This is a genomic window from Thiomicrospira sp. ALE5 (genome assembly GCF_900112445.1).
GTDB lineage: Bacteria > Pseudomonadota > Gammaproteobacteria > Thiomicrospirales > Thiomicrospiraceae > Thiomicrospira.
The window spans coordinates 79,207-90,904 of record NZ_FOYY01000003.1; the positions used below are offsets into that span (position 1 = coordinate 79,207).

The 11,698-nt window shown below is 41.5% G+C and carries 14 protein-coding genes; 13 read left to right on the forward strand and 1 reads right to left on the reverse strand.

The genetic code is table 11. The annotated features are described in order from the left end of the window. Positions 1 to 3: 3 nt before the first annotated feature. The 4 genes from rfaD to waaC (BM293_RS00450) are packed head-to-tail and all read left to right on the forward strand — an operon-like array spanning position 4 to position 2,510. A complete protein-coding gene (rfaD, locus tag BM293_RS00435; protein WP_093446019.1) occupies positions 4 to 972 on the forward strand; it encodes an ADP-glyceromanno-heptose 6-epimerase in 969 nt (322 codons plus the stop codon). A 7-nt stretch (positions 973 to 979) separates the two neighbouring features. Then, positions 980 to 1,210: a DUF4160 domain-containing protein gene (locus BM293_RS00440; RefSeq protein ID WP_093446021.1), complete on the forward strand. Its 231-nt coding sequence runs from the start codon at positions 980 to 982 to the stop codon at positions 1,208 to 1,210. Beyond that, a complete protein-coding gene (locus BM293_RS00445; RefSeq protein ID WP_093446022.1) occupies positions 1,191 to 1,433 on the forward strand; it encodes a DUF2442 domain-containing protein in 243 nt (80 codons plus the stop codon). The genes BM293_RS00440 and BM293_RS00445 overlap by 20 nt, the downstream gene beginning before the upstream one ends. A 9-nt stretch (positions 1,434 to 1,442) precedes the next feature. Beyond that, positions 1,443 to 2,510 (forward strand): lipopolysaccharide heptosyltransferase I, encoded by a 1,068-nt coding sequence (gene waaC, locus BM293_RS00450; RefSeq protein WP_093447802.1) that lies wholly within the window; start codon positions 1,443 to 1,445, stop codon positions 2,508 to 2,510. Here the strand turns inward: waaC (BM293_RS00450) and BM293_RS00455 are convergent. Further along, complete coding sequence (locus tag BM293_RS00455; protein WP_093446024.1) at positions 2,482 to 3,153, reverse strand: hypothetical protein; 672 nt, start codon at positions 3,151 to 3,153, stop codon at positions 2,482 to 2,484. The genes waaC (BM293_RS00450) and BM293_RS00455 overlap by 29 nt on opposite strands. Positions 3,154 to 3,215: 62 nt before the next feature. Between BM293_RS00455 and BM293_RS00460 the strand changes: the two genes are divergently transcribed. The 9 genes from BM293_RS00460 (at position 3,216) to BM293_RS00495 (ending at position 11,693) form a co-directional block, all read left to right on the forward strand. Further along, entirely contained in the window at positions 3,216 to 4,292 is a 1,077-nt protein-coding gene (locus BM293_RS00460; protein ID WP_093446025.1) for a polysialyltransferase family glycosyltransferase, read from the forward strand. Continuing rightward, positions 4,293 to 5,393 carry a hypothetical protein gene (locus BM293_RS00465; protein ID WP_093446027.1) on the forward strand — a complete coding sequence of 367 codons (1,101 nt, stop codon included), beginning with the start codon at positions 4,293 to 4,295 and terminating at the stop codon, positions 5,391 to 5,393. It abuts the gene before it with no gap. Beyond that, a complete protein-coding gene (waaC, locus tag BM293_RS00470) occupies positions 5,386 to 6,450 on the forward strand; it encodes a lipopolysaccharide heptosyltransferase I (protein ID WP_093446028.1) in 1,065 nt (354 codons plus the stop codon). The genes BM293_RS00465 and waaC (BM293_RS00470) overlap by 8 nt, the downstream gene beginning before the upstream one ends. Further along, entirely contained in the window at positions 6,451 to 7,383 is a 933-nt protein-coding gene (locus tag BM293_RS00475) for a phosphotransferase (RefSeq protein ID WP_093446030.1), read from the forward strand. It begins immediately after the preceding gene. A 65-nt stretch (positions 7,384 to 7,448) separates the two neighbouring features. Next, complete coding sequence (locus tag BM293_RS10155) at positions 7,449 to 8,108, forward strand: hypothetical protein (RefSeq protein ID WP_159428436.1); 660 nt, start codon at positions 7,449 to 7,451, stop codon at positions 8,106 to 8,108. Then, positions 8,069 to 9,448 (forward strand): O-antigen ligase family protein, encoded by a 1,380-nt coding sequence (locus tag BM293_RS00480; RefSeq protein WP_093446031.1) that lies wholly within the window; start codon positions 8,069 to 8,071, stop codon positions 9,446 to 9,448. The genes BM293_RS10155 and BM293_RS00480 overlap by 40 nt, the downstream gene beginning before the upstream one ends. After that, positions 9,435 to 10,295, forward strand: coding sequence for a hypothetical protein (locus BM293_RS00485; RefSeq protein ID WP_093446032.1), 861 nt, complete (start codon positions 9,435 to 9,437; stop codon positions 10,293 to 10,295). The genes BM293_RS00480 and BM293_RS00485 overlap by 14 nt, the downstream gene beginning before the upstream one ends. Beyond that, positions 10,285 to 10,959 (forward strand): hypothetical protein, encoded by a 675-nt coding sequence (locus tag BM293_RS00490; protein ID WP_093446034.1) that lies wholly within the window; start codon positions 10,285 to 10,287, stop codon positions 10,957 to 10,959. The genes BM293_RS00485 and BM293_RS00490 overlap by 11 nt, the downstream gene beginning before the upstream one ends. Before the next feature lie 170 nt (positions 10,960 to 11,129). After that, the gene (locus BM293_RS00495) at positions 11,130 to 11,693 is read left to right on the forward strand and encodes a YveK family protein (protein WP_159428437.1); all 564 of its coding nucleotides are present in this window, start codon (positions 11,130 to 11,132) and stop codon (positions 11,691 to 11,693) included. The last annotated feature ends 5 nt before the right edge of the window (positions 11,694 to 11,698 follow it).

Consider the following 11,698-nt stretch of genomic DNA (forward strand, 5'->3'; position numbering starts at 1 on the left):
AACATGATCGTAGTCACTGGTGGGGCAGGGTTTATTGGCAGCAACATTGTGAAGGCGCTGAATGCCCAAGGGCGTAGCGATATTATTGTGGTGGATAATCTTAAAAACGGTAAAAAGTTTATCAATATTGCCGATTGCGATATTGCCGATTACCTGGATAAAGAAGACTTTCAAGCGCGTATTTTTGCCGAAGAAGGGTTGCCAAAGATTGACTGCATTTTCCATGAGGGTGCGTGTTCCGCCACCACCGAATGGGACGGCAAATACGTCATGGATAATAACTACGAGTACTCCAAAGACTTGTTGAACTTTTGTTCAGACCGCAAAATCCCGTTTCTGTATGCATCTTCAGCCGCCACCTATGGTGATGGCCCAACCTTTATCGAAGAGCGTCAATATGAAAAGCCGCTCAATGTTTATGGTTACTCAAAGTTTCAGTTTGACCAATATGTGCGCCAAATTCTGCCTCAGGCACAAAGCCAAGTGGCTGGGTTTCGTTATTTCAATGTGTATGGACCGCGTGAACAACACAAAGGCGATATGGCCAGCGTGGCGTTTAAACTGCATAACCAAATTTTACGCGGTGAAAATCCCAAACTGTTTGGCGAGTACGATGGCTATGGCCCGGGCATGCAAACCCGCGACTTTGTCTATATTGAGGACGTGGTGAAGGTCAATTTATGGTTTATGGCAAACCCGCATAAATCCGGCATCTTTAATCTCGGTCCAGCAGCAGCCGAGCCGTTTAAAAACGTTGCCGAAGCGGTCATCAACTTCCACGGCAAAGGGCAGATTGAATATATTCCGTTCCCGGAACACTTAAAGGGCGCTTATCAAAGTTTTACTCAAGCCGACAATACGCGTTTGCGTCAGGCCGGTTATAGCGACAAATTCCACACCGTCGCTGAAGGGGTGCACAAATACCTCAGCTGGCTCACCGAAAACAAACATTTCTTAGATTTTAGTCGATGATTAAAAGATGCCAACACTGTTAAATTTCGATGGGTTTAAGTTTTTCTTTTATGCAAATGACCACTTGCCTGCGCATGTTCATGTGTTAAAAGGAGGCAGTTGGGCTAAAATTGAGCTTGAAAATTTAGAAGTGGTCAGTTCGAGTTTTAAGCCAGCAGAACTAAAGAAAGTCTTAGAAATAGTTAATCAGCATCAGCAAGAATTTTTGGAGAAGTGGTATGAATGGTTTAGCCGGTAAGGAAGTGCATATCGATGATCAGTTTTTGCACGTTGATCTGATAGATGGCCGAAGAATATCAACGCCTATTAGTTGGTACCCAGAGCTACAGCAAGCCTCACTTAACGAGTTGAAACGCTATGTGTTTATCTGTGATGACACTGGAATCGAGTGGACTAGTCTTGACTATCACTTAAGCATTGAAAATATGATGCAGTTTCAAAAAGTTCAAGATGTTGCATAGTTGCTTGTCGTGAGAGTATTGCTAGTCAAGATGTCGTCAATGGGGGATGTGTTTCATACCTCTCCTGCTTTGACCGATGCACAGCACGCCATACCAGGCCTGGTGGTCGATTGGGTGGTGGAAGAAGCCTTTGCGGAAATTCCGTTCTGGCACCCGGTGGTTGACCGTGTTTTGCTGATCAATCTGCGTCAGTGGCGCAAGCAGCCGTTTGCAAAACAGACGCGCACACAAAAAAATGCCTTCTTTAACAAGGTAAACGAACAGCGCTATGATCTGGTCTTAGATGCGCAAGGCTTATTAAAAAGTGCCTGGGTTACACGTCAAATCAATGCGCCGGAGAAAGTGCTAAAAGCTGGGCTAGATTGGTCATCGGCACGCGAACGACTGGCGAGTTTTTTCTATGATCGTAAAATCAACGTCGCAAAAGATCAGCACGCCATAACTCGCTTACGCGAGTTGTTCGCTAAAGCACTCGATTATCCGCTGCCAAATACGCCAATTGAATATGGCTTAAACCACCAGGCCTGGTTGCCATTAGAGCAAGGGCCGAATCCACAATCGAAATCGAAATCGTATGTAGTGTGTTTGCACGGCACCACCTGGCAAACTAAATATTGGCCGGAAGATCATTGGCAGGCACTTATCACCCAACTCAATCAACAAGGTTTAAAGGTGGTTTTGCCCTGGGGGAACGCCGAAGAAAAAGCGCGTTCCGAACGTTTGGCGCAAGGTTTAAACGAACACCAGGCCTGGTGTCCGCCTGCATCTTTAAAACTTAATGAAGTCGCGCGTTTGCTTAAACACGCTAAAGCCGTGGTTTCAGTCGATACCGGTTTGTCGCACGTAGCCGCCGCGTTAGACGTACCTTTGGTTGTGCTCTATCGTGTCACCGACCCTAAGCTGGTTGGTGCACAGGGTCAAATGGTCACGCACCTTTGTTCGCCTTTAGCCCCGCAATATATCAAGCAGTTTAAACCAGGCCAAGAACACGCGTCACTTCAAGGGTTGGGGGTGGATGATGTTTTAGATAAGATAAATTTGTTGGAGTTTAATGAGGCTTTGCCTGATCAAAAATAATCTTGTCAAGTTGTGACATATCAAACGCTTTGTGGATTACGTGAATGTAAGCCGGCATCGTTTTTTGCCCCAAAATTTGTAGTAGAATTGAGCGATGTAACCCACGCGAATTTCGAATCACTTGCCCATCACGACCAATATTAACCCGCAAAATATCTGGCGACCATTGACAGCCATGTTCTTTTAAAGAAAAAAACAACTCGTCTATCTGTCGACCACGCGTTAAAAACGCCTGCTGCTGAGCTGGACTATTAAGCTGCTTAAAGTCTGCTAATTCTTCCCAAGGCACCTGATCTACAAAATGCTGTTTAAAGCGAAGATACAAACCACATTGATTCAAGGCTGTCGCAGTTTGATCCCAATCACCATCCTGAAATGAACCCAGCTTGCTCATTAAAAAATTACCGCGTTTGGACAAACTTTTGTCCGACATCATACCGACCACCGCATTCGGTTTAATATACACAGGATGAAATAAACTTTGGATCGGCCACCTAAAGCGCCCTCTTTGTAACTGCCAGTTTCTAATGTGGTTTTGAATGTAAAGCGTGCCAATATTTTCATACTGACGCAGGTTTTTAACCAGCTCCATGGTGCTGGGATAGGGCGGTAATGGCATTGTTGACATCGTTTGAATCATCATAATTTGTTAGAATGATGCAATTCTAACGCCATACTGAAAAATTACAATTTATTAAAACAAATATGTCTAGGCTCTTATTTCTTCCCTCTACCCCGCTCAATATTTTGGTGTCGGCTGCACTCGCTTGTCATCTGCGTCAAGAGCAGGGGGCTGAGTTTCACGCTGAAATTTGGCTCATTGACCAAAAGAACCTAGCAAATAATCCCTACTTAAAAGCACTTGAAAGTTGGGCAGAATCGCCTTTTCAAAGCATTAAAATATTGCCTGGCGTGGCAAAGGGGCGCGCTAAACTCACAGAGCGCAAGCAAAATTTTCAAACAATTGATCAAGGCCTTGCAGAGTTTCAGCCCAATATTATCGCCACCGGCAGTGACCGTCGTATTGAGTTTCAATATGCCATGCATAGGATGCGTCAGCAGGGCACCCAAACACTGGGCTGGTATCTTGATGATGGACTCTATTCCTATGCCGGTTGGCCCAAACAACCACTGAAAGATACGCTAAACGCACTGTTAAAAAAACTGACCTATGGCCTCTGGTGGCAAGAACCTAAAACCATTGGCGCATCAAACTGGATTAACCAGGCCTGGTTATTCAAGCCAGCGCAGGCACATCCGCTTTTAGCCAACAAACAACTGAACATACTGCCAACAGAATGGTTTCAAGCGCCTGAAATTCAATCATTGAGTAAACTGGTCCGAACCGACTTGGCTAGCCAAGATTTACAAGCCATCAGTCTATTATTGCTGCTTCCACATCCAGCAGATCAGGCTAAGATGAAGGGTTACGCCACCTCCATCAAAAACTATTTGCGCCAAATCACCGAGCAAGGGGCTAAAGTTGCGGTAAAATACCACCCGCGGCAATCACTAGATGATGAATTTCAGTTAGCACAAATGTCAAATGTGACACTGATTCCAAAAAGTTTAGCGTTTGAGTATTTACTAGCCGATTTAGCGCCGCAAACTCAGATAGTCGGTGATATTTCAACGGTACTGCTCACGGCTAAATGGTTGCGCAATGATTTAAGTGTCACCGGCGTATTTGATCCAAATGATGCCTACGCCCAGCAATTTAGACCTTATTTTGAGCAATTTGACATTAACATAATAGACAACCTGACAAGCCTAACACCCTAAATGCCTCAATCAACACGACCAGCCGATTTATATTTGGTATCTTCAACGCTTCACTTCTTTTGGGCGTGGCTGCTGGCCGCTAAACATCAACCCCAGCGTGATGCCCACCTTTGGTTAATTGATCAATATACACAACAACCTTTAGCCTTTACCCCATTACTTAATGAAGTTGATACGCCTTTTCTGAGTTCAAAGCTTTGGGCGGGGCGTGAGCTTAAGGGTTGGCAAAAATACCAGCAGCGCAAGCAGGATTTTAACCAAGCCCAAAGCATGTTAAAAGAACTGCAGTTTGAACAAGTGTTTATTGGCAATGACCGTAGTGTGTTTGGTCAATATGTATTGCGAACGCTTAAACAAGCACAAAAACCACAACAACCACAAAATTCAAGTAGCCAACTAGCAATAGCACTTGATGATGGTGTGTTTAGTTATTTGGGGCGCGCAGCCTCAAAATCCTGGCATGAACGTATTATTGATCAAGGCCTTAAAAAACTCAGCTATGGGCTTTGGTATGACAGCCCTAGTACAATAGGGGCGAGCAAATGGATTGATCAGGCGTGCTTAATGTATCCATCCTATGCGCACTCTGAGCTACAGGGCAAATCACCACAAAATATCTCACTAGCGCGTAAAGATTTAAACAGTTTTGCACCCATAGCACAACGGCTCATTCGTATGCACGCCAAAGCACTCATAGAAGCGAATGCACCGGATATTCTCATTGCTTTGCCTAATCATAATCTGATTAAAACGACACCTGACTATTTAAGCCGTTTAACAAAATTGATTAAACAGCTGCAACAACAGAACAAGCGTATTGCGGTAAAGTATCATCCCGTCGCACAAGGCGAGGATAAGTTAAACCTCGTGTCGCAGTTTGGGGTGCAGTGCATAAACGACCAACTGAGTTTCGAAGTATTGTTAAGCTTGTGGCAAGACCAAGGCATCGAATTTATTGGCGACCTGTCCACCACGACCTTACTGGCGCATTACTTTGGATTTAATAGCCAGTGGCTATCGGGGGTACAAACCCAGCATACCCAGGCTATGCAAGGATTTTGTCAAGCCCTAGGCATTAAACAGGTACACCTTGATGACTAAACGCATATTGCTGATAAAGATGTCATCGCTTGGCGATATCGTGCATACCTTTCCAGCGCTAACCGATGCCCAAAAAGCCTTACCCGGTATTCAATTTGATTGGGTGGTCGAAGCGCCGTTTAAAGATTTACCCAAACTCCACCCGGCGGTTAATCAGGTGATTGTTAATCCGCGACTCGCAATTAATAAAAACCGTTTTTCACTAGCGTCATTAAAGCTATATCAAGATTTTAGGCAGCAAATACAAAGCACGCATTATGACGCTGTCATTGAAAACCAGTATGTTAAAAAAGGCGCAAAAGTTGCCAAACTCGCAAAAGGCGTTAAACATGGCTTAACCGCTAATACCGCTCACGATGCAAGTATTGCCAAAGTCTTTGACCATGCACATTACGTATCGCGTTCATTGCATGCTATTGATCGTTCAAGAAAGTTGTTAGCATTGAGTCTAGGGTATGATTATGCCCCTGAGCAACATACAGCAAACTTAGCTTGTAATCTTGATTACGGCTTGGACTTATCGCACATTGAACTTGATGAGCATAATCAACGCTGGCAACAACAAACGGATGATTATTTAGTTTTTTGCCAAGCAACCACCTGGGCCACCAAGCACTTGTCAATCGAGATGTGGATTGAGCTACTCAAAAAAGCCAAACAAGCAAGCCTGCCGGTGCTGCTGCCTTGGGTGGGGGAGAAAGAGCAAGCACAGGTGAGTGCGATGATAGAGCAGGCCCACTGGGGCGAGATTTTACCGGCACAATCGCTGGAACAATGGGCGAAGTTATTAGCGGGTGCGCGGGGAATTATCGGTGTCGATACAGGGCTGACGCATTTAGCAGCCGCATTAAACAAACCAACACTCTGCTTGTTTGGTCCAACCAACCCGCACCTGACTGCAGCCACAGGTCAGCGAACTAAAACGCTTTGGCTTGATTTAGCTTGCTCACCTTGCATGCAAACCCATTGTCCGCGTGAAGGTGGACAGGTATGCTTTAGTCAGATGAATGTGGATGACGTCTGGGGAGAGTTTAATGCATTGGAAGTAAAGATTTAGATGAACCTTAGTATCTTGTTGCAAAAAATTCGACATTTAAATTTTAGCCTTAAAATCAAGTTTTCAACTTTGTTGACTCCAGTGAAAAGGTTAAATTACCTTAATAAAGCGCTTGAGAAGTATCAGTTTCTTTCGCCAGAAAAATTTATAAAAGTTGTGAATGCTTTAGATGGGAATTTACTTATTAACAACTTCCAGCATCATTCATTTCTGGGTTTTTCTAGTGGAAGAGATAAGCTAGGAGTAAAAAGGTTAGTAAAAGTGAATGGGAAGCTATATGTAGAAAAAATATACTTGACTAACTCGGAAAGCTTAGGGAGATCTAAGTGTTTTCATTTAAACTTCTCTAATAGAATTAATTCATTGAAAGTTCAAAATTTATATCGTGTTTACTCTGGAGATTTTTTAACTGCTTTATATTTTAAATATATAAGTAACTGTATGGAACTTAGTAATTTTGATATATTAAAAAAATACAATGGTTTTCTTGTAGATATCCCACTATCATCCAATATTTTAGAAAACAATAGACGCTTAAACAAGGGTGTGGATAATATAAGAAAATTTTTAAAAAATGAAGAGCTACTAAACTTTAATAAGTATTATAGTTACATGATTAAAAATACTCCTGTTGTTGTTTGTCATGGTGATTTTAATAAAAAAAATATCATAGGTGATTTTGTTATTGATTTTGATGACTTTGGTTATTCATATATACATTCGGACATATCATATTATCTCAGTGTCGAAATTTCTAAAGGTAGACTGGGTTTAAAGGATGTTTCAACACTTATTCATGAGCTCGAAATAGCTGATGACCATGTTGTAACCTTACAAATTTTTATATTTTTGGCCTACAGATATAATAGATCTGTCAAAGCATTTTTATTGAAAGAGTATTACAATGAATACAGCCACAGGTGGTTTTTATGATAAATATAGTCTGTCTCAAATGGGGTACTAAGTATTCTACAGAGTACGTAAATCGCTTGTACCGAATGGTAAAAGTAAATATTTCCGTTCCTTTCACTTTTCATTGTATTACTGAAAATTCAAAAGGCCTTTACCCAGAGATTGATGTTTTAGAGCTTAAAAACCCTGAGTTAGAAGGGTGGTGGCACAAGCTATCACTTTTTCATCCAGATTGTTATGGTTTAACGGGTACAGTTTTGTATCTCGACTTAGATGTGGTGATTACAGGTTCGTTAGATCCGGTTGTTAATTATGAGCCTGGCAGTTTTTGCACGATTAAATCTCGCGGCAAACGTCTTAATGCACGTTTTAACAGTTCAGTCATTCGATTTGAAGCCGGTAGTGTTCCCTTTATTTGGGATGCGTTTGTTTACAATCAAAAATGGGTTTTGAATAATCTTGATGGCGATCAGGATTGGTTGGGTATGGTGATTCCCGGCGCCAAAACCTTTCCAGACCAGTTGATCGTATCTTTCAAGAAAAATTGCCAAGCACAGGGCGACTCATGGTTGGGCGTTGGTGAAAGGTTGATGAAAAAGGGTTGGCTAAAGCCTAGCGGTGAATCAAAGGTGCCTGAAGGTGCGAGTGTCGTTATATTTCACGGTTTACCTAACCCTGAAGATGTCGCAGATAAGCCTTATAAGCAATGGAAAAAATCACCATGGATAAAAAAATTCTGGCAATAAGACAAGCAGCATCAAAAATCGAGTACGTCAATTTTTTAAAAGTGTTCTTTGTTGCCTTTTCTTTTTGGGTTGTATTATTGCCAGGCCCTTTTTCATTTGAATCATTGTTTTTATTGTTATCAATTATTTATGTCGCAATATTTAGAAGGCCCTTTTCTGAAATAAAAGACCTGCCATGGCTATGGTTTTGGGTTGCAATAGGTTTATTTGTTGTGTTAACAACAATGCCTGTCTTTTTTCATGATGATTTTGGTGAACAAAGCCAGTGGTTGCTGCAGCGAAGATTAGCAGTCATTTTTGTCGTGCTGTATGTTTTTATTATGTTTTGGCAGTTGCGTTTAACCGAAAATCAGGTTTGGTGGGGGGTTATTGTCGGAACGGGTGCGATTGCCTTTTATCTTGGTTATGAAGTATGGCATCTAGAAAGTTTCGACCAAATTACAGACACCCGATTTGGAACAACTTTTACTAATCCACTGCGCTTTGGAATTTATAGCATGCTCATGGCAGTTGTGCTACTGGGTGGCTATATTTGGGCTTTTAGGACAGGATCTTTAGCCATTGTTTTGCTCACGCTTGCGTTTTTTGTTGCTGTGTTAGGTGCTTTTATGTCGCAAACTCGTTCAGCTTGGCTAGGATTTCCAGAGGCTGTTTTGGGTTGGTCCTTATTTTATTTATACTATCTTAAACGTTCCAATACTTTGTCTTTGAAGCAAATAGTGATAGGAGGCCTGGTTTTTTTTGTATCAATATTTATATTGACTATAAGTGCTTATGATGTAGTAGAAAAACGTGTTATGCAGGGTAAAACTGATATTCAGAACTATGTGAATAATGAACATGCAGGTAGTATTGGAAGGCGTTTTGTTATGTGGGAGGCTGCTTGGATTGGTTTTAAGGAGGAGCCGCTGCGAGGGGTCGGTTTAGAAAATGTCCGAGATCACATGGATGTGACAACACGGCAAATTATGCAAGAACGCTTTGGACGTAACAGGAATGTACTGTATGGTCATAGGCACAATCAATTTGTGGAAGAGGCATACACGCGAGGTGTCTTAGCTTTTATTGGGCTTGCAATCACGATGGGGTTCTTGTTTTGGTACTTTTTCAGCCGTGTTCGAAAAAACAAGCTGCAATCTCATACAGACTCAAAACTGTTATCGCCTTGGCCAGTGATGGGCTTTCTAGTAACGATTGCCTATTTTTTAGCCATGCAAGGTGAGGCCATTCTTAACTTAAGTGCCGGCATTGCGCATTTCTTTTTCTTAATGACATTTTTAGTCGTCATGGCTTCAAACAAAAATTGGCAACAACAAGATAGTCACAATGAACTTAATTAGTAAAATTCAGAAAAAAATAAATCGCCTTGATAAAAAACCCAGTTTGCAAATTGACGCGGCGAAAGAGTCTATCCTAGATGGGATGACTAAAAGGCAAAATAAAGCTGAATTAGTCGAGATTTTAAATGCAGAGCACCAGGTTTCACAATTACCTTACTGGGTGGGGCGTTTACCTATTATGCATTTACCCGTGGAAATGTTGGTGATGCCGGGCGCACATCATTATGCATCTGATTATCATCCATTTGTTTCATTGTTAAAAACTGGGAGACGTGATTACTTTGATAGCTTCTATCAATCGTTTTGTCCGGTATCGCTTGCTGACATGTATGGTGTAAGTATTGAAGATAATGTGTTGGGTGCGGACTTAAAGCCGTATGATGAACCTTGGTTTTTGCGTGAATCAAAAATCCCATCAGGTGAAAATGGTCTAAGTGCAAAGCATGGGGCTTCTTTTTATGGTCCAGTTTCGCCTCAAAAACTTGAGTTGGAATACCAGCGCGTCACCCAGACCTATGAAAGTATCAGTATGCAAGGCTATTTACCGCATAAGTTTGGGCATATTGATGGTTTTTTCCTGCAATATCAAGGCCAATACAAGTTTTATGTTAATGGCGCCAAGCACCGTGCAGCTGCCCTTGCCGCATTAGGGTATAGTCATATTCCCGTTATGATGCGCGATAACATGACCAGAATTGTTTCAGACAAGGATGTAGCAGGCTGGCCACTCGTTGCAGCCGGTAAAATATCCCAAGATTTTGCTTTGTCAGTTCTCAAAGCATATTTTGAACCTTCAGACCCGTTAAAGCGTATGACGTCGGATGTAGCTAAAAATCATGAATACTAAACAAGTTAAGCAATTAAAACAGCACGTTTTTTGGGTTGATCCTGCTTGTATTGAGTTTTACGCACCAAAATCTTCATTTCCATATATAAAAGAAAAAAATGATAACCTACAACGCTATCCACGATTTATAGCTAACTTCTTAAACACTCGCATCGAAAAAAATGTTCCTTTTGTTTTTGATAGGCATACGTTTGCAACAGAAGTCGTGCCAGTGCAAGATGTATTGCGTTATAAGTTGGTTAAGAATTTATTAGACCAAAAACTGCAGTATCACTATAGTGATTGGTATGAATTGTTAGAAAAACAATTACAACAGAAGGGTTACGCTAAACATAAAAAAATCATTATGAAAACCCTTGATGAGATTAACGGATTTTTTGATGGGTATGTTACCCCTCTTTACCTAAGCTTAATTAACGAAGGTTTCAAAGTTGATTCCATTCATAATGTGGCGAAAGTATATATTGGGCCAGCGGGTCAAATGCTTAAAGGTGAAAGTGGTTTTCATCGTTTTGCAATAGCACGTGAATCGGGGCTTAAGTCGATGCCAGTTCGTGTGGAAGGGGTGCACTCAGAGTATCTTAAAAACTTTGCTCCCAATGTGAATAGTCAGGAATTTGAAAAAAGCTTAAGGTTATCTATCGAGGGGTGTTTAAAACGCTAGCGTAATGTTACTGATGTAAAATTTTTATACACTTGCAAAGACGATTGCGGTCGCTATAATCCGCTTCATTCCAATCAACTTTAGAGACCCTAAATATGTCCCAATCAGAACCTAATTCTTTAAGCCCACAACCCGCTCAAGTTCCTAACCAATATGACGATGAAATCGACTTGTTTGAACTCTTTCAAAACCTCTGGGATCAAAAGATATTAATACTTACCTTAGCTGTTTTGCTGCCAGTGATTGCTTTTGTTTATGTTACTTATATCGATCGTAAGCCTAACACTTTTAATGGCTCACTTCTTATTGAGCTAGCGAGTTTTCAGTTTGTTAATAAGTCAGATCCGGCTATTCAATTTATTGAATCTGCGGATAATTTAGCTCAAGTGAGTAGCCGTCTTTCTAGCGTGACCGCGACAGTGCCAAGAGGGACTCAAGGTTTGATTAACTTAGGATTAACTGATTTAGATCCAAATAGTGCCAAGCAACGCTTAGAAAAAATCTTTGCTGACGTTAAAGCGCGTCACGAACAAAAATTAGCAAATTTGCAAAACATTCAAATAATAAGCCCTACCTCGCAAATAGGCGACATTGTGATTAATGAAAAGTCAGGGTTAGAAAAACGTAATCTTGTTGTTGCAGTCGCCTTTGTCCTGGGCGGCATGTTAGGGGTGTTTATTGCCTTGATTCGCTCAGCAGTACGTAAGCGTCGTGAACAATTACCTGCAAACTGATAAAG

What these genes read in the sequence shown, in the direction of transcription:
- BM293_RS00460 (WP_093446025.1), top strand. Translation starts at nt 3,216, where the DNA reads ATGTCTAGGCTCTTATTTCTTCCCTCTACCCCGCTCAATATTTTGGTG.
- BM293_RS00485 (WP_093446032.1), top strand. Translation starts at nt 9,435, where the DNA reads ATGAACTTAATTAGTAAAATTCAGAAAAAAATAAATCGCCTTGATAAA.
- BM293_RS00480 (WP_093446031.1), top strand. Translation starts at nt 8,069, where the DNA reads ATGGAAAAAATCACCATGGATAAAAAAATTCTGGCAATAAGACAAGCA.
- BM293_RS10155 (WP_159428436.1), top strand. Translation starts at nt 7,449, where the DNA reads ATGGTAAAAGTAAATATTTCCGTTCCTTTCACTTTTCATTGTATTACT.
- BM293_RS00455 (WP_093446024.1), bottom strand. Translation starts at nt 3,153, where the DNA reads ATGATGATTCAAACGATGTCAACAATGCCATTACCGCCCTATCCCAGC.
- BM293_RS00490 (WP_093446034.1), top strand. Translation starts at nt 10,285, where the DNA reads ATGAATACTAAACAAGTTAAGCAATTAAAACAGCACGTTTTTTGGGTT.
- BM293_RS00440 (WP_093446021.1), top strand. Translation starts at nt 980, where the DNA reads ATGCCAACACTGTTAAATTTCGATGGGTTTAAGTTTTTCTTTTATGCA.
- BM293_RS00475 (WP_093446030.1), top strand. Translation starts at nt 6,451, where the DNA reads ATGAACCTTAGTATCTTGTTGCAAAAAATTCGACATTTAAATTTTAGC.
- rfaD (WP_093446019.1), top strand. Translation starts at nt 4, where the DNA reads ATGATCGTAGTCACTGGTGGGGCAGGGTTTATTGGCAGCAACATTGTG.
- BM293_RS00445 (WP_093446022.1), top strand. Translation starts at nt 1,191, where the DNA reads ATGAATGGTTTAGCCGGTAAGGAAGTGCATATCGATGATCAGTTTTTG.
- BM293_RS00465 (WP_093446027.1), top strand. Translation starts at nt 4,293, where the DNA reads ATGCCTCAATCAACACGACCAGCCGATTTATATTTGGTATCTTCAACG.
- waaC (WP_093446028.1), top strand. Translation starts at nt 5,386, where the DNA reads ATGACTAAACGCATATTGCTGATAAAGATGTCATCGCTTGGCGATATC.